This window comes from Streptomyces sp. NPDC093546 (genome assembly GCF_044765045.1).
GTDB lineage: Bacteria > Actinomycetota > Actinomycetes > Streptomycetales > Streptomycetaceae > Streptomyces.
Genome location: NZ_JBIWJG010000004.1, coordinates 89955 through 110720 on the forward strand (window position 1 = coordinate 89955; position 20766 = coordinate 110720).

The 20766-nt window shown below is 71.7% G+C and carries 24 protein-coding genes; 8 read left to right on the forward strand and 16 right to left on the reverse strand.

Going from position 1 to position 20766, the window contains the following annotated elements:
- Positions 1–10: 10 nt before the first annotated feature.
- The gene (locus tag ACIRNI_RS10090) at positions 11–715 is read left to right on the forward strand and encodes a PhzF family phenazine biosynthesis protein (protein ID WP_403550057.1); all 705 of its coding nucleotides are present in this window, start codon (positions 11–13) and stop codon (positions 713–715) included.
- A 31-nt stretch (positions 716–746) separates the two neighbouring features.
- Here ACIRNI_RS10090 and ACIRNI_RS10095 read toward each other — a convergent pair whose 3' ends face one another.
- Together ACIRNI_RS10095 and map are read right to left on the reverse strand one after the other, a co-directional pair.
- The gene (locus ACIRNI_RS10095; protein ID WP_403550058.1) at positions 747–1415 is read right to left on the reverse strand and encodes a heme oxygenase (biliverdin-producing); all 669 of its coding nucleotides are present in this window, start codon (positions 1413–1415) and stop codon (positions 747–749) included.
- A gap of 133 nt (positions 1416–1548) precedes the next feature.
- Positions 1549–2406, reverse strand: a complete 858-nt coding sequence (gene map / locus ACIRNI_RS10100) for a type I methionyl aminopeptidase (protein ID WP_403550059.1) — start codon at positions 2404–2406, stop codon at positions 1549–1551.
- A 59-nt stretch (positions 2407–2465) separates the two neighbouring features.
- Here map and ACIRNI_RS10105 point away from each other — a divergent pair, with 59 nt between their 5' ends.
- Entirely contained in the window at positions 2466–2690 is a 225-nt protein-coding gene (locus ACIRNI_RS10105; protein WP_403550061.1) for a hypothetical protein, read from the forward strand.
- On the opposite strand, the gene ACIRNI_RS10110 is transcribed toward ACIRNI_RS10105, so the two are convergent.
- Positions 2687–3967, reverse strand: coding sequence for an MFS transporter (locus ACIRNI_RS10110; RefSeq protein ID WP_403550062.1), 1281 nt, complete (start codon positions 3965–3967; stop codon positions 2687–2689). The genes ACIRNI_RS10105 and ACIRNI_RS10110 overlap by 4 nt on opposite strands.
- A gap of 43 nt (positions 3968–4010) precedes the next feature.
- Complete coding sequence (locus tag ACIRNI_RS10115; protein WP_403550064.1) at positions 4011–4628, reverse strand: hypothetical protein; 618 nt, start codon at positions 4626–4628, stop codon at positions 4011–4013.
- A gap of 99 nt (positions 4629–4727) precedes the next feature.
- Here ACIRNI_RS10115 and npdG point away from each other — a divergent pair, with 99 nt between their 5' ends.
- Positions 4728–5408 carry an NADPH-dependent F420 reductase gene (gene npdG, locus ACIRNI_RS10120; RefSeq protein ID WP_355354422.1) on the forward strand — a complete coding sequence of 227 codons (681 nt, stop codon included), beginning with the start codon at positions 4728–4730 and terminating at the stop codon, positions 5406–5408.
- 12 nt (positions 5409–5420) lie between these two features.
- Positions 5421–5645: a hypothetical protein gene (locus ACIRNI_RS10125; protein WP_403550066.1), complete on the forward strand. Its 225-nt coding sequence runs from the start codon at positions 5421–5423 to the stop codon at positions 5643–5645.
- On the opposite strand, the gene ACIRNI_RS10130 is transcribed toward ACIRNI_RS10125, so the two are convergent.
- The 5 genes from ACIRNI_RS10130 to panB all read right to left on the reverse strand — a co-directional run bounded on the left by ACIRNI_RS10130 (position 5635) and on the right by panB (position 9747).
- Positions 5635–6444 (reverse strand): site-2 protease family protein, encoded by an 810-nt coding sequence (locus tag ACIRNI_RS10130; protein WP_403550068.1) that lies wholly within the window; start codon positions 6442–6444, stop codon positions 5635–5637. The two genes, ACIRNI_RS10125 and ACIRNI_RS10130, sit on opposite strands and share 11 nt — an antisense overlap.
- Before the next feature lie 85 nt (positions 6445–6529).
- Positions 6530–7324, reverse strand: a complete 795-nt coding sequence (locus tag ACIRNI_RS10135; RefSeq protein WP_403550070.1) for an ABC transporter permease — start codon at positions 7322–7324, stop codon at positions 6530–6532.
- Positions 7321–8322 carry an ATP-binding cassette domain-containing protein gene (locus ACIRNI_RS10140; RefSeq protein WP_403550072.1) on the reverse strand — a complete coding sequence of 334 codons (1002 nt, stop codon included), beginning with the start codon at positions 8320–8322 and terminating at the stop codon, positions 7321–7323. The genes ACIRNI_RS10135 and ACIRNI_RS10140 overlap by 4 nt, the downstream gene beginning before the upstream one ends.
- Positions 8323–8390: 68 nt before the next feature.
- Positions 8391–8753 carry a cupin domain-containing protein gene (locus ACIRNI_RS10145; RefSeq protein ID WP_403550074.1) on the reverse strand — a complete coding sequence of 121 codons (363 nt, stop codon included), beginning with the start codon at positions 8751–8753 and terminating at the stop codon, positions 8391–8393.
- Positions 8754–8877: 124 nt separating this feature from the next.
- The gene (gene panB, locus ACIRNI_RS10150) at positions 8878–9747 is read right to left on the reverse strand and encodes a 3-methyl-2-oxobutanoate hydroxymethyltransferase (protein WP_403550076.1); all 870 of its coding nucleotides are present in this window, start codon (positions 9745–9747) and stop codon (positions 8878–8880) included.
- A 168-nt stretch (positions 9748–9915) separates the two neighbouring features.
- Here panB and ACIRNI_RS10155 point away from each other — a divergent pair, with 168 nt between their 5' ends.
- Both ACIRNI_RS10155 and ACIRNI_RS10160 read left to right on the forward strand, forming a co-directional pair.
- On the forward strand, positions 9916–11547 hold the full coding sequence (locus tag ACIRNI_RS10155; protein WP_403550078.1) for an MFS transporter: 1632 nt from the start codon (positions 9916–9918) through the stop codon (positions 11545–11547).
- A 184-nt stretch (positions 11548–11731) separates the two neighbouring features.
- Positions 11732–12757, forward strand: a complete 1026-nt coding sequence (locus tag ACIRNI_RS10160; RefSeq protein ID WP_403550080.1) for an endonuclease/exonuclease/phosphatase family protein — start codon at positions 11732–11734, stop codon at positions 12755–12757.
- Between the two features lie 18 nt (positions 12758–12775).
- Here the strand turns inward: ACIRNI_RS10160 and ACIRNI_RS10165 are convergent, their stop codons facing one another.
- From ACIRNI_RS10165 to ACIRNI_RS10190, 6 genes are all read right to left on the reverse strand, one after another.
- The gene (locus tag ACIRNI_RS10165) at positions 12776–14533 is read right to left on the reverse strand and encodes an NAD+ synthase (protein WP_403550081.1); all 1758 of its coding nucleotides are present in this window, start codon (positions 14531–14533) and stop codon (positions 12776–12778) included.
- A gap of 101 nt (positions 14534–14634) precedes the next feature.
- The gene (locus ACIRNI_RS10170) at positions 14635–15051 is read right to left on the reverse strand and encodes a CBS domain-containing protein (RefSeq protein WP_355354392.1); all 417 of its coding nucleotides are present in this window, start codon (positions 15049–15051) and stop codon (positions 14635–14637) included.
- A gap of 146 nt (positions 15052–15197) precedes the next feature.
- Entirely contained in the window at positions 15198–15896 is a 699-nt protein-coding gene (locus ACIRNI_RS10175; protein ID WP_403550083.1) for a DUF305 domain-containing protein, read from the reverse strand.
- Positions 15893–16549 carry a DUF3105 domain-containing protein gene (locus tag ACIRNI_RS10180; protein WP_403550085.1) on the reverse strand — a complete coding sequence of 219 codons (657 nt, stop codon included), beginning with the start codon at positions 16547–16549 and terminating at the stop codon, positions 15893–15895. Before ACIRNI_RS10180 ends, ACIRNI_RS10175 begins: the two co-directional genes overlap by 4 nt.
- Positions 16550–16607: 58 nt before the next feature.
- The gene (locus ACIRNI_RS10185; RefSeq protein ID WP_403550087.1) at positions 16608–16979 is read right to left on the reverse strand and encodes a hypothetical protein; all 372 of its coding nucleotides are present in this window, start codon (positions 16977–16979) and stop codon (positions 16608–16610) included.
- A 26-nt stretch (positions 16980–17005) separates the two neighbouring features.
- Positions 17006–18112, reverse strand: a complete 1107-nt coding sequence (locus ACIRNI_RS10190) for a PP2C family protein-serine/threonine phosphatase (RefSeq protein ID WP_403550089.1) — start codon at positions 18110–18112, stop codon at positions 17006–17008.
- Positions 18113–18233: 121 nt separating this feature from the next.
- Here ACIRNI_RS10190 and glnA point away from each other — a divergent pair, with 121 nt between their 5' ends.
- Positions 18234–19595, forward strand: coding sequence for a type I glutamate--ammonia ligase (gene glnA / locus ACIRNI_RS10195; RefSeq protein ID WP_355354380.1), 1362 nt, complete (start codon positions 18234–18236; stop codon positions 19593–19595).
- A 160-nt stretch (positions 19596–19755) separates the two neighbouring features.
- Here the strand turns inward: glnA and ACIRNI_RS10200 are convergent, their stop codons facing one another.
- Positions 19756–20145 (reverse strand): hypothetical protein, encoded by a 390-nt coding sequence (locus ACIRNI_RS10200; RefSeq protein WP_403550091.1) that lies wholly within the window; start codon positions 20143–20145, stop codon positions 19756–19758.
- A gap of 70 nt (positions 20146–20215) precedes the next feature.
- Here ACIRNI_RS10200 and ACIRNI_RS10205 point away from each other — a divergent pair, with 70 nt between their 5' ends.
- Positions 20216–20398 carry a hypothetical protein gene (locus tag ACIRNI_RS10205; RefSeq protein ID WP_403550093.1) on the forward strand — a complete coding sequence of 61 codons (183 nt, stop codon included), beginning with the start codon at positions 20216–20218 and terminating at the stop codon, positions 20396–20398.
- Positions 20399–20766 lie beyond the last annotated feature (368 nt).

Below are 20766 nucleotides of genomic sequence, written 5' to 3' on the forward strand. Positions count from 1 at the left end.
GAATGCCGGGATGAACTCCGCACGCGACGTCGTGGACATCCTGGCCGTCTTCTGCGCCGCCGACGGCCGCCACGGGAACCTCCTCGGCGTCGTACGCGACGGACGCCTCCGCCCCGACGAGGCGTCACGGCAGGCGCTCGCCAAGCAACTCGGCTTCAGCGAGACCGTGTTCGTGGACGACCCCGAGCGCGGGGACGTCGACATCTACACACCCGGCACGCGGCTCCCCTTCGCCGGGCACCCGCTGGTCGGTGTCGCGTGGCTGCTGGACCTGGAGGTGGTGAACCCTCCGGCGGGCGAGGTGTGGGTGCGCCAGGACGGCGAGTTCACCTGGATCACCGCCCGCGCGGAGTGGGCGCCGCCGCGCACGCTGCGGCAGTACGCGTCGGCCGCCGAGGTCGAGGCGCTCGACGTGCCGCCGCCGGGGGAGTGGGTCTACGCGTGGGCGTGGGAGGACGAGGCGGGCGGCCGGGTGAGGGCGCGGGCCTTCCCTGGGCGTATCGATGAGCGCGGCGCAGGCCGCTCCGGTGGAGCCGGTGCTTGCACCGGGGGGATCGACGAGGACGAGGCGACCGGCGCGGCGGCCCTGCTGCTCACAGCCCGCCTCAACCGGGCGCTGAACATCATCCAGGGCCGGGGCTCGCAGCTGCTGACGGCCCCCGGCCCGGACGGCATCATCGAACTCGGCGGGCGGGTACGGGAGATCGGGCGCTGAGGCGCGGACCCGGAGGCCGAAGCGCCGGGTCTCAGGCGCTCAGCGGGAACTCGCGGTCCAGCTCCCGGAACACCGCGCCGTTGAAGTCGAACGCCCGCTTGCACTCGTCGACGATCCGCTGCTTCTCCAGGTCGTCGGCGTTCACCCGGTCCAGCAGCTCGCGGTACGTCCGCTTGAAGGCGGCCGGGTTGGGGATCTGCTCGAAGACGTAGAACCGCACGCCGTCGCCCTTGCGCGCGAAGCCCCACGTCCGCTCGGCCTTGTCCCGGATGATCTGGCCGCCGGAGAGGTCCCCGAGGTAGCGGGTGTAGTGGTGCGCGACGTACCCCGCGGGCCAGGTGCGGGCGCACTCCTCGACGCGGGCGGCGTACGCGGCGGTCGCCGGCAGCGCGCTCACCCCGGCGCGCCAGTCCTCGCCGCGCAGATGGGCCAGGTCTCGCTCGAGCTCGGCGGTGCGCAGCAGCTCGGGCCGTATGAACGGGCCCGCCACCGGGTCGTCCGCCAGCGGGCCGGCGGCCTCCTCCAGGGCCCGGTAGACGAACCACAGCTGCTCGGTGTACCGGGCGTAGGCGTCCACGCCGAGCCGGCCACCGAGCAGGTGGCTCATGAAGGGCGAGCTCTCCGCCTCGGTGTGCTGCTGGTGCGAGGCGGTGCGGATGAGCGTCGAGAAGGGGGTGATGGTGGTGGCGCTGGCATCCAAGGCGGGCCTCCCGGGCCGAGTCAACGGGTCGCGGCGGCCGGGGCCGCCACTACCGTCGATCTTCCTGCTGAGGTTTACCTGAGTCAACGGGTTCCCGACAGTCCGTCGGAAAGAAGCCTACCCGCCCTGGGCGTCACGGCAACGTGAGGATCTCGGCCCCGGTCTCCGTCACGACGAGCGTGTGCTCGAACTGCGCCGTCCGCTTCCGGTCCTTCGTCACGACCGTCCAGCCGTCCTCCCACATGTCGTACTCGTGCGTCCCCAGCGTCAGCATCGGCTCGATGGTGAAGGTCATGCCGGGCTGCATGACCGTCGTGGCGTGGGGCGAGTCGTAGTGCGGGATGATCAGGCCGGAGTGGAAGGACGAGTTGATGCCGTGCCCGGTGAAGTCCCTGACCACCCCGTAGCCGAAGCGCTTGGCGTACGACTCGATGACGCGGCCGATGACGTTGATCTGGCGGCCCGGCTTGACGGCCTTGATGGCGCGGTTCAGCGACTCGCGGGTCCGCTCGACCAGGAGCCGCGACTCCTCGTCGACGTCACCGCACAGGTACGTGGCGTTGTTGTCGCCGTGGACGCCGTCGATGTACGCCGTGACGTCCAGGTTCACGATGTCGCCGTCGCGCAGGACGGTGGAGTCCGGGATGCCGTGGCAGATGACCTCGTTGACCGACGCGCACAGCGACTTGGGGAAGCCGCGGTAGCCGAGCGTCGACGGGTAGGCCCCGTGGTCGCACATGTACTCGTGCGCGACCCGGTCCAGTTCGTCGGTCGTCACGCCCGGGGCGATGTGCTTGGCGGCCTCCTCCATCGCCTGGGCGGCGATGCGGCCCGCGACGCGCATCCGCTCGATGGTGTCGGAATCCTGCACCTCCGGTCCGGTGTACGGCGCCGGCATGGGCTTTCCGACGTACTCGGGGCGGCGGATGGACCCGGGAACGGAACGAGGGGGAGACAGCTCCCCTGGTACGAGCAGCGACTGGCCAGACATGCAGCGAGTCTAACCAGGGCGCAGGGGGGCACCATGGCGTCAGAGGAAGGAGCCCGACGATGGCCCTGTTCAAGAAGCGCACGACCGGAAAACCGGGCGAGTGGTACTACTGCCTGAAGCACCAGAAGGTGGAGGAGGGCCCGGAGTGCCCGGCCAAGAACCGCTTCGGCCCCTACACCACCCGCGAGGAGGCCGCCCGCGCGATGGACACCGCCCAGGAGCGGAACCTCGAGTGGGAGACCGACCCGAAGTGGCATGACACCCCCCGCGACCAGGCACCCTAGGAGGCCAGGTCGGTCTCCCGGGCCGCGCGGCGGCGCAGCGCGTCCTCGTCCGTCGTCGCGTCGTACGTCAGCAGCTTCGGCAGCGCCGCCGCGAGCAGGCCCACCGCGGCCACGCACGCCAGCCCGCCGCTCCAGAACGCCGGGCGCGTCCCCGTCCAGCCGGCCATCGCACCGGCCCGGACCTGGCCGAGCTGGGGGCCCACGCTGTACGACAGGACCTCGATGCCCGCGAGCCGGCCCCGCAGCTCGTCGGGGATGGTCTGGTTCCAGATCGTCGAGCGGCCTAGCCCGCTCAGGGTGTCGCCCGCGCCCGCGACCGCCAGGCACACCAGCACCGGCCACACGCTGGAGAACCAGCCCGCCGCGGCGATGGCCAGCCCCCAGCAGGCCGCGCCGCACACCACGAGCAGCCCGTGCCGCCGCACCCGGGAGGTCCAGCCGCTGGTGAGGTTCAGCGCCAGCGAGCCGATCGCCCCGGCCGCGTACATGAGACCCAGCGACCACTCCGCGTCCAGCTCGTCCGCGAGGAACGGGAAGATCGTGTTCGGAAACGCGAAGAACATCGCCGCCAGGTCCACCGCGTACGTCCCCAGCAGCACCGGCCGCGACCAGGCGTACCGCGCGCCCTCCGCGATGCCCCGCAGCGACGGCTTGCCACCCGAGCGGGCGGGCGGCGCGGGCGTGAGCCGCAGGCACAGCGCCACCGAGACGGTGAAGCAGACCACCGTGGTGCCGTACGCGGTGGCGAGGTTCCCGTACGCCACCAGCAGCCCGGCCAGCGCCGGACCGGCGATGGCGCCCAGCTCCCAGCGGATCGCGTTCAGCGAGGCCGCCGCCGTCAGCTTGTCGTGCGGCACGATCCGGGCGAGCAGCGCGTCCAGCGCCGGCCGCTGGAGCCCCGCCAGGCCCGCGACCCCGGCGGCCACCACGTACAGCGGCCACAGCAGCGGCGACGGCAGCAGGGCGTTGACCAGCAGCAGCCCCGCCAGCAGGCCGAGCGCCGTCTCGGTGGAGAGGATCACCTTGCGGCGGTCGGCGGCGTCGGCGAGCGCCCCGCCGTACAGGCCGCAGACCACCAGCGGGACCAGCTCGACCGCGCCCATGACCCCGACGGCGAGCGGCGAACCGGTCAGCTCCTTGATCTGGAGCGGCAGCGCGACCATCGCCGCGAAGCTGCCGAAGTACGTGACCAGGCCCTGTATCCACAGCAGCCGGAAGTCCCGCGACGCGCGCAACGGCGACAGGTCGGGGAGGAGGGCGGAGAGTCGGGGGGCCACGAGACGCCATGGTCGGCGGCGGTCGTCACCCCGGGCAACCGAATTACCAGCGCGTCGGCGGCGGCGAGGTCAGATGGTCCGCCAGCCGCGACAGGCGGTCGCGGAAGCGGCGGCGGGCCCGGGGCAAGGGGGCCGAGCCGCCCGGCAGGGTGTTCTCGCCGGCCGCCGCGCTCACCAGGTGCTGGACCGTGTCCAGGTCCACGTCCTGCGCCTCCGCCACCGTCAGCGCCTCGTGCGCGAGCCCGTGCACCTCACGGTCGCCGCGATCCAGCGACAGCACCGTCGCCCCCGCCCGCCGCGCGTCGTGCACCCGCTCCAGCAGGCCGCCGTCCGGCTGGTCCGGCGCCACCACCAGCAGCGTCGAGCCGCGCCCGGCCGCCTCCAGCCGCCCCAGGCCCACCGCCAGGTGCGCCGGATCGGAGGGCCGTACCCGGTGGCGTACCAGGGTCGGCGCCAGCTCCGGCTGACCCGACCAGGCCGCCTCGTCCACCAGGTGCGCCGCCAGGTGCCACGGCTCGTACTCCGCCGTGCCCACCAGCAGCAGCCCGCCGCCGTGCGACACCACCGAGGACCGCAGCACCCCGGCGAACCGGCGGGTCACCGCGGGCCACTCCGTACCGGCCAGGACCTCACGCAGCAGCGCGACGCGTACGGCATCCATGGCGCCGCATCATGCCCCCGCACCGGGCCGCCGCGCGGACTTTCGGCCAGGCGTCACCCGGACGGGGTGGCGGCGCGGCCTCCCCCGTACTGTCGGGCCATGACTACTGCTACTGATCCGTACGAACTCCCCGACGTCTCCGGGCTCGTCGTCGGCGTCCTCGGCGGCACCGGCGACCAGGGGCGGGGCCTCGCGTACCGGCTCGCCCGCGCCGGGCAGAAGGTGATCATCGGGTCCCGGGCCGCCGAGCGCGCCGAGACCGCGGCGGCCGAGCTGGGCCTGGGCGTCGAGGGCGCCGACAACGCCGCGTGCGCGCGCCGCAGCGACATCGTGATCGTCGCCGTGCCGTGGGAGGGCCACGCCGCGACGCTCCAGGCGCTGCGCGAGGAGCTGCGCGGCAAGCTCGTCGTCGACTGCGTCAACCCCCTCGGCTTCGACAAGCGCGGCGCCTACGCCCTCAAGCCCGAGGAGGGCAGCGCCGCCGAGCAGGCCGCCGCCCTGCTGCCCGACTCGCGGGTGACGGCCGCCTTCCACCACCTGTCCGCCGTGCTGCTCCAGGACGAGACGGTCGAGGAGATCGACACGGACGTGATGGTCCTCGGCGAGAAGCGCGCCGACACCGACGTCGTCCAGGCGCTCGCCGGCCGCATCCCCGGCATGCGCGGTGTCTTCGCGGGCCGGCTGCGCAACGCCCACCAGGTGGAGGCGCTGGTCGCCAACCTGATCTCGGTCAACCGCCGCTACAAGGTCCACGCGGGCCTGCGCCTGACCGACGTCTGATCGGCAGGGGGCATGGGGGACACTGGACGGGCAACACCCGCACCCGGACAGGAGCCGCCCCCCATGCCCCGCCTCGCTCTGTACGCCCTCGTCGTCTGCGCCCTCGCCGTCACCGCGGCCGTGGTCTCCTTCGTCCAGGGCAGCTGGCTCGGCATCGTATGGGTGCTGCTGTCCGGCGTCTCGTCCAACATGGCGTGGTACTACTGGCGCCGCCGCCCGCAGCGCGTCACAGGCTGACGGCCGCCTCGCAGATCGGCGTCTGCTCCTGCCACAGGCTGGAGAACAGGTCCCGGCCGCAGTACGACTCCAGCTCCGAGATGCCGAGCCCGTCGAGGACGAAGTGGACCAGCCCGAAGAAGGCGGCGTTCACCTCGGGGATGAAGAGGAACACGAACACCGCGAGCAGCCCGAAGGGCGCGTACGGCTCCACCTTGCGCCGCACCCGGTACGACAGCCACGGCTCGATCACGCCGTAGCCGTCGAGGCCCGGCACGGGCAGGAAGTTCAGGATCACGGCCGACACCTCCAGCAGCGCGATGAACGCGAGCGCGAAGCGGAAGGGGATCGGCACGCCGTCCAGGGCGCCCAGCCAGAAGGGCGCGGTGAGGACCGCCGCGAAGGCCAGGTTGGTCAGCGGGCCGGCCGCCGAGACCAGGGTCTGCTTCCAGCGGCTGCGGATGCGGTGCTGCTCGATGAAGACCGCGCCGCCGGGCAGACCGATACCGCCCATGATCACGAAGACGACCGGCAGCACGATGCTGAGCAGCACGTGGGTGTACTTCAGCGGGTTGAGGGTCAGATAGCCCTTCGCGCCGATGGAGATGTCGCCGCCGTGCAGGGCCGTGCGGGCGTGCGCGTACTCGTGCAGGCAGAGCGAGACGATCCACGTCGCCGTCACGAAGAGGAAGACAGCCAGGCCCAGGTTGGCGGAGAAACCGGTCCACACCGCCCATCCGGTGACCACCATGACGGCGGCGATACCGAGGAAGACCGGACTGATCCTCCGCTCGCTGTGGCGGGACGTGGCGGTGGCCATGGGCGGCGCTCCTGGGCTCGGGGACGTAGGAGACCGTACCCGACGGCCCTGCGGGCACACGCCCCCCACTGGCCACCGCCCACCCTCACGTCCGCTTGCGGAACTTGGCGACCGCGAGCGGCGCCGTCACCAGCGTGATGCCCGCCGCCCACGCCAGCGTCGTCCACACCGACTCGGCGACCGGGCCGCCGTTGACGAGGTTGCGCGCCGCGTCGGCGAGGTTCGACAGGGGGTTGTACTCGGTGAACGCCCGCAGCCAGCCCGGCATCGACGAGGGCGGCGCGAAGATGGACGAGCCGAACTGGAGGGGGAACAGCACCAGCATCGCCATCCCTTGGACGGCCTGCGCCGTCTTCATCGTGAGGCCGAGCAGGAGGAAGATCCACATCAGGGACGCGCCGAAGACCACGGACAGGCCGACGGCCGCGAGGAGGGAGAGCACCGAGGTGCTGATCTCCAGCCCCAACAGGAAGCCCATGGCGAGCAGGATGGCCGAGGCGATCACCATCCGGCCGATCTCCACCACGATCTTGGCGATGAGGACGGACGACCGGGCGATGGGCAGCGTCCGGAACCGGTCCATGACGCCCGTGCGGAAGTCGTCGTTGACGCCGGTGCCGACGGCCATGGCGATGTTCAGGCCCATCATGCCCATCAGCCCGGGCACGACGTAGTTCACGTAGGAGTCCCGGTCGCCGCCCAGCACGAGCCCGACCGAGCCGCCGAAGACGAACACGAACAGCACCGTCAGGATGATGGGTGTCAGGACGACGTCGAACATCGACTGCGGATCCTGCTTCAGGTGCAGGGCGTTGCGCCGGACCAGCGCGCCGATGTGCCGCAGGTTGGCCCGCGCGGCCCGGGTGCCGACCGCGCTCACGCGGCCACCTCCTCGACGGCGGCCGTACCGGCGGCCGGTGACGACTTCTCACCCGTGATGGCCAGGAACACCTCGTCCAGGCTGGGCAGATGGGTGCCGATGTGCGTGATGCCGAAGCCGCGCGTGGCCAGGAGCCCGACGACCGCGGTCAGTTGTTCGTCGCTGAGGATCGGTACGTAGAGCAGGCCGTCCTCCGGTACGACCGTGGAGCCCGCGATGCCGTCCAGACCGCTGTCGGCGAGCGCCCGCGCCATCGCGGGCAGGTCCGCCGGGTCCACCGGCCGCACCTGGAGCGTGCGGCCGCCGACCTTGGCCTTGAGCTCGTCCACCCGGCCGGTGGCGATGACGTGGCCCCGGTCGATGACGGTGAGCTCGTGCGCCAGCTGCTCGGCCTCCTCCATGTACTGGGTGGTGAGCAGGACCGTGGCGCCGTCGGCGACCAGGCGCTTGATCTCGTCCCACACCTCGTTGCGGGACCGGGGGTCCAGGCCCGTCGTCGGCTCGTCCAGGTACAGCACCGCCGGGCGGCCGATCATGGAGGCGGCGAGGTCGAGGCGGCGGCGCATGCCGCCGGAGTACGTCATCACCGCGCGCCCCGCGGCCTCGGCGAGCGAGAAGCGCTCCAGGAGTTCGTCGGCGCGCTGCCGGGCGTCCCTGCGCGACAGGTCGAGCAGGCGCCCGATCATGTACAGGTTCTCCCAGCCGGACAGCTTTTCGTCGACCGAGGCGTACTGGCCGGTGAGGCCGATGACGCGGCGCAGTGCGCGGGGCTCGCGCACCACGTCGTACCCGGCGACGGTCGCGGTGCCGGCGTCGGGCACGACGAGCGTGGACAGGCAGCGGACGAGCGTGGTCTTGCCGGCGCCGTTGGGGCCGAGGACTCCGAGGACGGTGCCCTCGCGGACGTCGAGGTCCACGCCGTCCAGCGCCCTGGTTTCGCCGTAGTGCTTCACGAGGCCGCGTACCTCGACGGCGTTGGTGTCGGATGGTCGTGTCATGCCACCCATGTCACCAGCCGTCACCGACACGGCACCGACACGGCGCCGATACGCGGCCTACGGGTCGGTCAGCGCTTGGCGTAGTCGCCGAAGCCGACCCAGTCGAGCATGACGCACGGCTCGTCGCCGAGCACCCAGGCGTCGTGGCCCGGCTCGATGGACGCGAAGTCGCCGGGGCCCACCTCGCCTTCCGTGCCGTCGTCCATGACGACCTTCATGCGGCCGCTGACGACGTAGCCGGCGTGGGCGGCCATGCAGCTGTCCGTGCCGGCGATGGGCTTGACGTGCTGGGACCACTGCCAGCCCGGTTCGAAGACCGCGCGCCCGACGGGGCCGCGGTCCGTGGTGATGAGGTCGAGCTTTCCCTTGCCCTCTTCGAAGGGGCGGGTCTCGTCGGCCGCGTCGAAGTTCTTCCGGACGATTCCGGCCATGGTGACCACCTCCTCCTTCGAGGCTATGCCCAATGCCGACAGCCCGCCGATGGGGGAAGTCGGCGGGCTGTCGTCCGTACCGGGAGTGGCTTGGTGGCCCGAGGCCCGGTGGTGGCCTGGTGGCTCAGTGGAAGGTGTGCTCCTCCGCCGGGAACGCCCCGCCGGCCACGTCCTCGGCGAAGGCCTTCGCCGCGTCGCCGAGCGTCTGCCGCAGGCTCGCGTACTGCTTGGTGAAGCGCGGCACCTTGCCGCCGGTCAGCCCGGCCATGTCGGTCCAGACCAGGACCTGCGCGTCCGTGTCCGGGCCGGCGCCGATGCCGATGGTCGGGATGTGCAGCGACCGGGTGACCTCGGCGGCCAGCTCCGCCGGGACCAGCTCCAGGACCACGGCGAAGGCGCCCGCGTCCTGCGCGGCCTTCGCGTCGTTCAGCAGCCGGTGGGCGGCCTCGTCGCCGCGGCCCTGCACCCGGTAGCCCATGGTGTTGACGGACTGCGGGGTCAGGCCCAGGTGCGACATGACGGGGATGCCGGCCTGGACCAGCATCTCGGTCTGCGGCAGCGAGCGCTCGCCGCCCTCCAGCTTGATCGCGCCGACGCCCGCCTCCTTGACCAGGCGCGTCGCGGAGCGCAGGGCCTGGACGGGGCCTTCCTGGTACGAGCCGAAGGGCAGGTCGCCGACGACCAGGGCGCGCTTGGTGCCCCGTACGACGGCGGCGGAGAGCAGGGTCATCTCGTCCATCGTGACGGGCACGGTGGTGTCGTAGCCGAGGTGGCAGTTGCCCATGGAGTCGCCGACGAGGATGACCGGGATGCCGGCCTCGTCGAAGACGGACGCGGTCATCGCGTCGTACGCGGTCAGCATGGGCCACTTCTCGCCGCGCTCCTTGGCGGCGGCGATGTCGTGGACGGTGATGCGGCGGGTGCCCTTGCCGCCGTACAGCGCCTTGCCGGTGTCGGCGGGCCGCTGCGGTTCCTGGGCAGCCTGAAGCGTCATGGAAACGGCTCCTTCGTCATCTCGAGGCGCCCTGACGGCGTCCCCGGACCAGGTCCATGGTGGCACTTCGTGCCGCGTGGGGGGAAGTGGGGCCCCGGCCACTCCGACTGGCGTAAGGGCCCACGGCAGGGACGGGTGGGGCGGCAAAAGCACCATTACGGTCGGAACATGCCCGTACCGGAACCCGCAGTCCCCGCAGACGCCCACGCCGCCGTACCGGAAGCGGTCCACCGCCGCCGCTGGCTCATCCTCGGCGTCCTGATGTTCAGCCTGCTCATCGTCGTGCTGGACAACTCCATCCTCAACGTCGCGGTCAGGACCATCGCCGCCCCCGCGCCCGTCGGCCTCGGCGCCGCCCAGAGCGAGCTGGAGTGGGCGATCAACGCGTACACGCTCGTCTTCGCCGGCCTGCTCTTCACCTCCGGGCTGCTCGGCGACCGGCTCGGCCGCAAGAAGGTCCTGCTCGTCGGCCTGGTCGTCTTCGGTACGGGCTCCGCGCTCGCCGCGCTGTCCGACGCGCCCGGCGAGCTGATCGCCTACCGGGCGCTCATGGGGGTGGGCGGCGCGCTGGTGATGCCCGCCACCCTCGCCATCCTGATGAACGTCTTCGAGCGCGACGAGCAGCCGAAGGCCATCGGCATCTGGGCCGGCAGCGTGGGCCTCGGCATCGCCATCGGCCCGGTCACCGGCGGGCTGCTCCTGGAGCACTTCTGGTGGGGCTCGATCTTCCTGGTCAACGTCCCCGTCGTGCTCGTCGCGCTGGTCGCGATGGTCCTGCTGGTGCCGGACTCCAAGGACCCGAGCCCCGGCCGGCTCGACCCGCCGGGCGTGGCCCTCTCCATCGTCGGCCTCGTCCTGCTGGTGTACGGGATCATCCGGGGCGGCGAGCTCGCCGACTTCACCCACCCCTCCTCCCTGCTGCCGCTGCTCGGCGGGCTCGCGGTGCTGGCCGGTTTCGTCCTGCACGAGAAGCGCACCGACCACCCGGCCATCGACATGGCGCACTTCCGCAAGCCCGCCTTCTCCGGCGCCGTCGCCGCCATCTCGCTGGTGTTCTTCGCGCTGATGGGCGTGACCTTCGTCGCGGCGTTCTACCTCCAGAGCCTGCGTGGCTACAGCGCCCTCCAGGCCGGGCTGCTCCTGCTGCCGCTGGCCGTGGCGCAGCTGCTCTTCGCGCCCCGGGCGCGGCTGGCGGTGGCGCGGTTCGGGGCCCGGGCCGTGTGCACGGCGGGCATGCTCGTGATCGCCGGGTGCCTCGCCTCCTTCGCCTTCTACGACGCGTCCACGCCGGTGTGGGTGCTGGCGCTGGTGCTCTTCGCGCAGGGCGCCGGGATGGCCCACGTCATGCCGCCGGTGACGGTCACCGTGATGCAGTCGCTGCCGCGCGCGCGGGCCGGCGCCGGCTCGGCGATCAGCAACACCTTCCGGCAGGTCGGCGGGGCGCTGGGGGTCGCGGTCCTCGGCTCGGTGCTGTCGACGGCGTACCGCGACGGCGTCGAGGGCCGCCTGGCCGCGGTTCCGCCGGGCGCGGCCCGGGACGCGGCGGGCGAGTCCATCGAGGGCACCCTCGCGGCCGCCGACCGCCTCGGCGCCGCCGGGCGGGACCTGGCCCCGGCCGCGTACGAAGCCTTCCTCACCGCCATGCACCTCACCGCCCTGGTGTCGACGGGCGCGGCGCTGGTGGGCGCGGCGGTGGTGGCCACCGTGCTGCCGGCCCGCAGGCCGCCGCACGGCCACGGCGGCGGACCCGCGCCGCAGGCGCCCCACGGGGACGCGCGGGAGGAGCCGGTACGCCGTTGACCCGTCGACCGCACAGCGGTCGCAAATATGCGTGTTCTGTCACAGCTGCCGCCCCGACCGCAACCTTCGGAACCCTGCTCGGCCGCAATCTCGTCCTCGAGGCAGTACGGCCGTCGCCCGATCCCCTAGGGTCGGGGTTCCGGGGGACGGTGAGCACGACAAGCAAGGCAGTGAGGACGACGGAATGGCGCAGGTGGACACGGTGGAGACGGGGAGCGGCGGCGGCGCGGAGCGCGAGCGCACCGGATCCCGGGTCCGGTCGGTGGCCGGCCGTTTGCGCCGCGACCCGGGGATCTGGCGCCGGGGCGTCCTGCTCGCCCTGTGCGCGGTGCTCCTCGCGCTGGTGATGGTCTTCCACGCCCAGATCCCGAACCGCGTCGGCAACATCGGCAGCCTCACGGAGACGTTCCTGCCGTGGTTCGGCGTCTTCCTGCCGCTCCTCCTCGTCGCCGGGCTGCTGCGCCGCTCGGCGACCGCGCTGGTCGCCCTGGTGCTGCCCGTCGCCGTCTGGCTCAACTTCTTCGGCGGCCTCGCCACCGACAAGTCCGGCCCCGGCGGCGACCTCATGGTCGTCTCGCACAACGTCAACGCCGACAACCCCGACCCCGAGGGCACCGCCCGCAGCGTCGCCGACTCCGGCGCCGACGTCGTGGCCCTGGAGGAGCTGAAGCCGGCCATGGTCCCGGTGTACGAGGCGGCGCTCGCCGACCGTTACCCGTACCACTCCGTCCAGGGCACGGTCGGCCTGTGGAGCACGTACCCGCTGAAGGACAGCGCCCCGGTCGACATCCGGCTGGGCTGGACGCGTGCCATGCGCGCCACCGTCTCCACGCCCAAGGGCGACTTCGCGGTGTACGTCGCCCACCTGCCGTCGGTCCGGGTCAAGCTCAACGCCGGCTTCACCGCCAACCAGCGCGACAACAGCGCCGACGCCCTCGGCGAGGCCATCGCCCGCGAGCGGCTCGACGACGTGATCCTCCTCGGCGACCTCAACGGCACGATGAACGACCGCTCGCTCAACGCGGTCACCTCGCAGCTGCGCTCCACGCAGGGCGCGGCGGGCGACGGCATGGGCTTCAGCTGGCCGGCCGCGTTCCCGATGGCGCGGATCGACCAGATCCTGGTGCGGGGCGTCGAGCCGGTCGCGTCCTGGACGCTCCCGGCGACGGACAGCGACCACCTGCCGATCGCGGCTCGCGTGACGCTCTGAAATCGTCTTCCACGTCGTCTACGCCGTCGTCTCGCGCCAGCGGTTGGTGATCGGCAGGCGCCGGTCCTTGCCGAAGCCCTTGGCCGAGATCTTGGTGCCCGGCGGGTACTGCCGCCGCTTGTACTCGGCGACGTCCACCAGCCGCAGCGTTCTCGTCACCAGCTCCTCGTCGAAACCGGCCGCGACGATGGCGTCCTTGCCCCGGTCGCGGTCGACGTACAGCTCCAGGATCCGGTCCAGGACGTCGTAGTCGGGCAGCGAGTCCGTGTCGACCTGGCCGGGGCGCAGCTCGGCGCTCGGCGGCTTGGTGATGGACGCCTCCGGGATCGGCGGGGTCTGGCCGCGTTCCTCGGCCGCCCGGTTGCGCCACCGCGCCAGCCGGAAGACCGCCGTCTTGTACACGTCCTTGATCGGCCCGTACGCGCCGACCGAGTCGCCGTACAGCGTCGAGTAGCCGACGGCCAGCTCGGACTTGTTGCCGGGCGCCAGGACGATGTGGCCCTCCTGGTTGGAGAGCGCCATCAGCAGCGTGCCGCGCAGCCGCGACTGGAGGTTCTCCTCCGCCAGGCCCGTGAGCCCCAGGGATCCCATGTACGCGTCGAACATCGGCTCGATCGGTACGGTGCGGAAGTTCAGCCCGGTGCGGCGGGCCAGCTCGGCCGCGTCGTCCCGGGAGTGCTGGGAGCTGTACTTGGACGGCATCGACACGCCGTACACGTTCGCCGAGCCCAGCGCGTCGCAGGCGATCGCCGCGACGAGCGCGGAGTCGATGCCGCCGGACAGGCCGACCAGCACGGAGCGGAAGCCGTTCTTCGCGGCGTACGCCCGCAAGCCCACGACCAGTGCGGTGTACACCTCCTCGTCGTCGTCGAGGCGCTCCGCGTACCCGCCCGTCAGCTCCGGCTCGTACGCCGGCAGCGGCTCCTCCGACAGCACCACCCGGTCGATGCGCAGCCCGTCGTCGACCACGCCCTCCGGCGCGTTTGCGGCGGCGGCCGGCAGGTCCAGGTCCAGGATCACGCTGCCCTCGGCGAACTGCGGCGCCCGCGCGACGACCTCGCCGTCCCGGTCCACGACGATCGAGTCGCCGTCGAAGACCAGCTCGTCCTGGCCGCCGATCATCGCCAGGTACGCCAGCGTGCAGCCGGCCTCCTGGGCGCGCTTGCGCACCAGCTCCAGGCGGACGTCGTCCTTGTTCTGCTCGTAGGGCGAGGCGTTGATCGAGACCAGCAGCCCCGCCCGCGCGCTGCGGGCGGCCGGGACGCGCCCGCCGTCCTGCCACAGGTCCTCGCAGATCGCCAGCGCGACGTCCACGCCGTGGACGCGGACGACCGGCATGGTGTCACCCGGCACGAAGTACCGGAACTCGTCGAACACGCCGTAGTTGGGCAGGTGGTGCTTGGCGAACGACAGCACGACCTCGCCGCCGTACAGCACGGCCGCGGCGTTCTGCGGCGCCCCGGCCGGCTGGCCGTACCGGGGCTGGGCCTTCTCGGCCCGGTCCAGGTACCCGACGACGACCGGCAGCTCCCCGAACCCCTCGTCGGCCAACCGCCGGGCGAGCTCCCGCAGCGCGCCGCGGGAGGCCTCCACGAACGACGACCGCAGGGCGAGGTCCTCGACGGGGTAGCCCGTCAGCACCATCTCGGGGAACGCGACGAGGTGAGCCCCCTGCTCGGCGGCGTGCCGGGTCCAGTGGACGACGGCCTCGGCGTTGGCTGCGAGATCGCCGACCGTCGAGTCGATCTGATTCAGGGCGAGGCGTAGTTGAGGCACCCGGCCAGTGTAATCGTCAAAGCGACGCAATGTCCGGAGAGGCACGGAAGAAGGGCACGGCGCGTACGCCATGCCCTTCCTGTGCGAGGTCGATGTGGGTGCTACGGCGCGTAGACCCGCTCGGCGAACTCGGCCACCTGCTGGTCCGACAGGTGCCGGGCGAGGTCGGCCTCGCTGATCATGCCGACCAGGCGCTTGTTCTCGATGACCGGGAGCCGGCGGATCTGGTGGTCCTTCATCATCTTCAGGACTTCGCTGACGTCCGCGTTGGCGTCGATCCAGCGCGGCGTGCCCTTCGCCATGTCGCCCGCCGTCACCCGTGCCGGGTCGTGGCCCTCGGCCACACAGCCGACGACGATGTCGCGGTCGGTGAGGATGCCGCAGAGGCGCTCGTTCTCATCCGCGATGGGCAGCGCGCCGACGTTCTCGTCGCGCATCATCTGCGCGGCGCGGTCGAGGGTCTCGGTGTGGGGGAGCCACCGTGCGCCGGGGTGCATGATGTCCTTGGCGGTGGTCATGGGGTGCGTACCTCCGTAATGCAGGGTCATAAGGCCGTACGTCCCCGAGCGCTTCCCATTCTCGTCCCGCCCGCGTGCCCCCGCGACCGCTGTGGGCCGTCACGGGGGCACGCGTGGGCAGCACGGGTGGCACCGCCGGGCGGAGGTCAGCCCCGCGGCTTCGCCCCGCGCTTCGCCAGCATGTCCGTCATCAGCCGGACCTCCGACTCCTGCGCGTCGACCATGCCCTGGGCGAGCTGCCGCTCGACCGGGGTCGCGCACTTCTCGACGCAGCCGCGCGCCATGTGCACGCCGCCCTTGTGGTGGTCGATCATCAGCTGGAGGTACAGGACTTCCGCGTCCTTGCCGCTCGCCACCCGCAGCCGGTCGAGCTCGGCCCTGGTCGCCATGCCGGGCATGAGCGCCTGCGAGCCGGAGCCACCGGCCGAGCCGTGGGACGAGCCGTGGGACGAGCCGTGGGACGAGCCGTGGGACGAGCCGTGGGACGGCTTACCCATCCAGGCCATCGGCTCCTGGTCCATGGCCACCTTCGGCAGCCCCCACAGGTCGAGCCAGCCCATCATCATGCCGCGCTGGTTGGCCTGGGTGTTGGCGATGTCGTACGCCAGCCGGCGCACCTCCTCGTCCGCCGTGCGGTCCCGCACGATGAACGACATCTCCACCGCCTGCTGGTGGTGGTCCGACATGTCGCGCGCGAACCCGGCGTCCGCCGAGTCCGCCGCGGGCGTACGCGCCTCCCCCTCGCCGCCCCGGCCGCCGGCCGTGGCGACCGTCGCCACCCCGGCGAAGAGCAGCGCGAGCACGACCGCCACGGCGGCGGCCACATGCGTGCGGGTCGGCTTCACTGCGACGCGCCTATGCCGCCGGTGCACGCCGCGCCCGGCTCGGGGGTCTGCGGGCCCTTCACGTACTTGGTGAGGAACTGGTTCACCCGCGGATCGTCGGCCCCGTCCACGGTGACCTGCTTGCCCCAGGCGCTCAGCATGATCGCCCCGGCCTGGTCCTTGACCGGGCTCATCAGCGTGTAGGGGGTCTTGCCGACCTTCTCCTCCAGCTTCTTCACGTCGGCGGCCGGGGCCTTGTCGTTGTACGTCACCCACACCGCGCCGTGCTCCAGCGAGTGGACGGCGTTCTCGTTGCGGACCGGCTCCTTGTAGACGTCGCCGTCGCAGTTCTGCCACACCGGGTGGTGGTCGCCGCCGACCGGCGGCTTCATCGGGTACGCGACCGGCGTGGTGGGGTGGTTGCGCCCGAGCTTCTTCGCGTCCCAGGACTTCTCGTCCGTGATGGGCGCCTTGGCCGCGGCCTCCTCCTGCCGCTGCTGCTCCTTCTCCTCGTTGAGCACGTACACGCCGAAGCCGACGAGACCCGCGACCACCACCGTGCTCAGGGTGATGGTGATGATCCGGTTGCGGCGCTCGCGCGCCTTCTCGGCACGGCGCATCTCCTCTATTCGGGCGCGGCGGTCGGCGCTGGAGGTGTTGCGGTTGGCAGCCATGATGTCGATGTCCTTCGTGGGTAGGGGGGTGGTGTTCCGCATGCGGGCGTTCGACGGCCTAGGTCCGCAGCACCTGAAGGACATGGAGATCCGGGGCCCGCGCCCGCACCCCGGCCCGGTCCGGCCGGTCGACGGCGTACGCCTCGGTGAGCGCCGCGAGACCGTCGGTCTGCCGCGGCGGATCGAGCGGCGGGGCGGTGAGGACGGCGGGGGAGAGGTGGGGGAAGAGGGCGCAGTCGCCGTGGTCGTACGGACAGGTGTACTCGGTGACGACGACGGTGGCGGCGAGCGTGATCCGACGGGGCTCGTCGTGCCGGACGTCGGGGCGGTCGCCCCCGCCCAGACAGACGAAGAGCGCGGCGAGCAGCGTCACCACGGCGCTCCCGAGCACCATGGGACGCGCGACGCGTATGAGCCCCAGGCCCCCCATGGGCGCTGATGGTAACGGCCGGGGGCCTACGGGGCCACGGCCGCCGCCCCGCTTCCGTCCGGCGCGCTCAGCGCCAGCAGCGCCACGTCGTCGGCGATCACGCCCGCGTACGCGGAAAGGTCCCGCCACACCTCGCGCACCAGCTCCACCGGTGGGCCCGCGTGGCGCGGGACGCGCGAGGCGAGCGGGTAGAACGCGCCCTCGGCGTCCCGCGCCTCCGTGACGCCGTCGGTGTGCGCGAGGAGGACGTCCGCCGGGCGCAGCGCCACGGTCGTCACGGGCGGCGGCCGGTACTCCGCGAGCCCGAGGCCCAGCGGCGACCCCGGCTCCACGGCCACCTCCCGCGCCCCCTCGCCGGTCACCAGCAGCGGCGCCGGGTGCCCGCAGCTGAGCACCCGTACGGTCGCCTCACCGCCCGCCCGCGGCGGCGCGAACTCCACCAGGACGGCGGTGGCGAAGACATCCGCCTCCGCGCCCTCGCGCCCCGCCGCGTCGACCACCAGCCGCCGGTCCAGCCGGGCCGCGACCCCGCCCAGTTCGGGCTCGTCGAGCACCGCCTCCCGGAAGGTGCCGAGCAGCGCCGCCACGGTCGCGACGGCCGCGAGCCCGTGCCCCTGGACGTCGGCGACGACGGCCCGTACGCCGTAGGGCCCGTCCTGTACGTCGTACAGGTCGCCGCCGACGAGCGTGCCGCGCTCGGCGGCCCGGTACAGCGCCCCGCACCGCACCGGCCCCACGCGCTCCGGCAGCGGCGGCAGCACCGCGAGCTGCGCGGCCTCCGCGACCGTCCGCACCGAGACCAGCTGGGCGTCCCGGCGCGCCCGCAGCCACGCCAGGAGCACGCTGACCGCGCCGATGAGCGAGAACGCCAGCAGGTCCCCCTGGGTGACGTCGTCGGCCCGGATGGCGGGCATGAGCAGCAGGCCGAAGAGCGTGCCGGAAACCAGGGCCGTGCCGAGCATCCCGTACACCAGTGACGTCAGTGGCGGCACGACGGCGAACGCGAAGCCGAGCTGGACGGTGGCGGGGGTGGTCAGCTGGACGACCACCAGGAGGAGCAGCGCCAGCCACGGCAGCAGGCGCAGCCAGTCGGGCAGGCGCGTGCCGGGCAGCTCCTGTGCGCCACGGTCCATAAGGCCCAGTCTGCGAGGCTGCCGTTACGTACGCCACAGACCGGAAGGCACTATGGGTTCGCAACGTGCACGAAACCGTGTGGTGGCATGCTGGCCTGATCAGCGAGGATGGGTGTTGGAAATGGACAAGCAGCAGGAATTTGTGCTCCGCACGCTCGAGGAGCGCGACATCCGGTTCGTGCGCCTGTGGTTCACGGACGTGCTGGGCTTCCTGAAGTCGGTCGCCGTCGCACCCGCCGAGCTCGAACAAGCCTTCGATGAGGGGATCGGCTTCGACGGCTCGGCCATCGAGGGCTTCGCCCGGGTGTACGAGTCCGACATGATCGCCAAGCCCGACCCGGGCACGTTCCAGATCCTCCCCTGGCGCGCGGAGGCCCCCGGCACCGCCCGCATGTTCTGCGACATCCTCATGCCCGACGGCTCGCCCTCCTTCGCAGACCCCCGCTACGTCCTCAAGCGCATCCTGGCCAAGACGTCCGACCTCGGGTTCACCTTCTACACCCACCCCGAGATCGAGTTCTTCCTGCTGAAGGACAAGCCGCTGGACGGCACCAAGCCGGTCCCCGCCGACAACTCCGGCTACTTCGACCACACCCCGCAGAACGTCGGCATGGACTTCCGCCGCCAGGCGATCACCATGCTCGAGTCGATGGGCATCTCCGTCGAGTTCAGCCACCACGAGGGCGCCCCCGGCCAGCAGGAGATCGACCTGCGGTACGCGGACGCGCTGTCGACGGCCGACAACATCATGACGTTCCGCCTGGTCATGAAGCAGGTCGCGCTGGAACAGGGCGTGCAGGCCACCTTCATGCCGAAGCCGTTCTCCGAATACCCCGGCTCCGGGATGCACACCCACCTCTCCCTCTTCGAGGGCGACCGCAACGCGTTCTACGAGTCCGGCGCCGAGTACCAGCTGTCCAAGGTGGGACGTTCCTTCATCGCGGGCCTGCTGCGCCACGCGGCGGAGATCTCGGCCGTCACCAACCAGTGGGTCAACTCCTACAAGCGCATCTGGGGCGGCTCGGCCCGCACCGCCGGCTCCGGCGGCGAGGCCCCCTCCTACATCTGCTGGGGCCACAACAACCGCTCCGCCCTGATCCGCGTCCCCATGTACAAGCCCGGCAAGACCGGCTCCTCCCGCGTCGAGGTCCGCTCCGTCGACTCCGGCGCCAACCCCTACCTGGCGTACGCGGTCCTCCTCGCGGCCGGCCTCAAGGGCATCGAGGAGAACTACGAACTCGGCCCCGGCGCCGACGACGACGTCTGGGCCCTCTCCGACGCCGAACGCCGCGCGATGGGCATCGAGCCGCTCCCGCAGAACCTCGGCGAGGCGATCTCCCTGATGGAGCGCAGCGAGCTGGTGGCCGAGACCCTCGGCGAGCACGTCTTCGACTTCTTCCTGCGGAACAAGAAGCAGGAGTGGGAGGAGTACCGCTCCGAGGTCACCGCGTTCGAGCTGCGGAAGAACCTGCCGGTGCTGTAAGCGCAGGTCAGGCGCAGTGTCCAGCAGCAACGGCAAACCCGGGTCAGCGGCACTCAGCCGCTGACCCGGACCCGTCTCAACGGCCCTGGGTCGTCTGTGGGCCGTCCGGCGTGGAATCGGTGCGGCTGCCGTCCCTGGTTGTCGAGGTGGCAGCGGGCGGTCAGGCGTCAGGGTCGACTTCGGGGTGCGTGAACCGCACGGGCTTGCCCAGCGACCGGGCGTAGGCGATTTCGGCTCGGGTGCTGTCTCCGATGTAGTCGCCGACTACGAGTACCTCATCAGCGAGGCGGATCTTCGCCCGGTGCAGATCGTCGAGTCGAACTTTCAGCGCCTCGGCCTCGACAGGATCGGACCAAAGTCCGTGCGGCGTCTTCATGTCACAACCCGGTTTGACGACGATCTTTCCGGCTTTGGTCTCCCGCAGATCGGCCTCGTTCATCTCGGTCATGAAGCGGGTGGAGCCGCAGATCACGACGATACGCGGGAGGCTCAACAGCTTCTTCGCGTCGGCGAGCTTCTCCTCAGGGGTGAGCAGGTGCGGGTATGACACTGGTTCCTCCTGGTGGTGTGGTCCAAGGGATGCCTGCGGAGACGAGAACGAGGGTGTCCAAGATCGTTCTGTGACGAACGACGTGGACACCCTCGCGACAGCACTCTATGCGACGACCGACGACATGCTGAAGGAGCATCCCGACCTGGCGCCGTGGCGCCAGCTTGTCGGCATTACGCCCCGCCTGAGCGATGCCGGACCGGTCACCCTCGCCACGATGCGCAGGCCATCGAATCGATCAACGAGGCCTTAAGGGACAGCTTGACTTCTAACGGCACCGAGGACGCGCACCCCCGAGGTGTCATCGCCCGCCTCATGCATCGCATCGCCGCGCTGACCGCCGCGATCTGGCACGACGTCCCCACCAGGCAGACCGTCCTACGTTCACTGATCGCCCACGATCAACGACCCCTTGGAATAGATCATCCAAGGGCTGTCCCGCAATTGAACCGATGGTGCACGGCAGCGACGGCCTTCGTCTCAACGAGCTGTTCTAGGTGCCGAGCGTGGCGGCAAGGATGATGTTTGTCGGGATACGTGCCAGCCAGCGAGGCTGTCCGGGCGCTGGCGTTGGCCCATACGGGGGCTGGTCTCGCAGGATGTTCAGCGCGGCCGAAGTTG

Bases quoted from the DNA above. Each gene is read 5' to 3' on its own strand.
- ACIRNI_RS10090 (WP_403550057.1), top strand. From the start codon at position 11: ATGAACTCCGCACGCGACGTCGTGGACATCCTGGCCGTCTTCTGCGCC.
- map (WP_403550059.1), bottom strand. From the start codon at position 2,406: ATGTCTGGCCAGTCGCTGCTCGTACCAGGGGAGCTGTCTCCCCCTCGT.
- ACIRNI_RS10105 (WP_403550061.1), top strand. From the start codon at position 2,466: ATGGCCCTGTTCAAGAAGCGCACGACCGGAAAACCGGGCGAGTGGTAC.
- ACIRNI_RS10115 (WP_403550064.1), bottom strand. From the start codon at position 4,628: ATGGATGCCGTACGCGTCGCGCTGCTGCGTGAGGTCCTGGCCGGTACG.
- npdG (WP_355354422.1), top strand. From the start codon at position 4,728: ATGACTACTGCTACTGATCCGTACGAACTCCCCGACGTCTCCGGGCTC.
- ACIRNI_RS10125 (WP_403550066.1), top strand. From the start codon at position 5,421: ATGGGGGACACTGGACGGGCAACACCCGCACCCGGACAGGAGCCGCCC.
- ACIRNI_RS10130 (WP_403550068.1), bottom strand. From the start codon at position 6,444: ATGGCCACCGCCACGTCCCGCCACAGCGAGCGGAGGATCAGTCCGGTC.
- ACIRNI_RS10140 (WP_403550072.1), bottom strand. From the start codon at position 8,322: ATGACACGACCATCCGACACCAACGCCGTCGAGGTACGCGGCCTCGTG.
- ACIRNI_RS10145 (WP_403550074.1), bottom strand. From the start codon at position 8,753: ATGGCCGGAATCGTCCGGAAGAACTTCGACGCGGCCGACGAGACCCGC.
- panB (WP_403550076.1), bottom strand. From the start codon at position 9,747: ATGACGCTTCAGGCTGCCCAGGAACCGCAGCGGCCCGCCGACACCGGC.
- ACIRNI_RS10155 (WP_403550078.1), top strand. From the start codon at position 9,916: ATGCCCGTACCGGAACCCGCAGTCCCCGCAGACGCCCACGCCGCCGTA.
- ACIRNI_RS10160 (WP_403550080.1), top strand. From the start codon at position 11,732: ATGGCGCAGGTGGACACGGTGGAGACGGGGAGCGGCGGCGGCGCGGAG.
- ACIRNI_RS10170 (WP_355354392.1), bottom strand. From the start codon at position 15,051: ATGACCACCGCCAAGGACATCATGCACCCCGGCGCACGGTGGCTCCCC.
- ACIRNI_RS10180 (WP_403550085.1), bottom strand. From the start codon at position 16,549: ATGGCTGCCAACCGCAACACCTCCAGCGCCGACCGCCGCGCCCGAATA.
- ACIRNI_RS10185 (WP_403550087.1), bottom strand. From the start codon at position 16,979: ATGGGGGGCCTGGGGCTCATACGCGTCGCGCGTCCCATGGTGCTCGGG.
- ACIRNI_RS10190 (WP_403550089.1), bottom strand. From the start codon at position 18,112: ATGGACCGTGGCGCACAGGAGCTGCCCGGCACGCGCCTGCCCGACTGG.
- glnA (WP_355354380.1), top strand. From the start codon at position 18,234: ATGGACAAGCAGCAGGAATTTGTGCTCCGCACGCTCGAGGAGCGCGAC.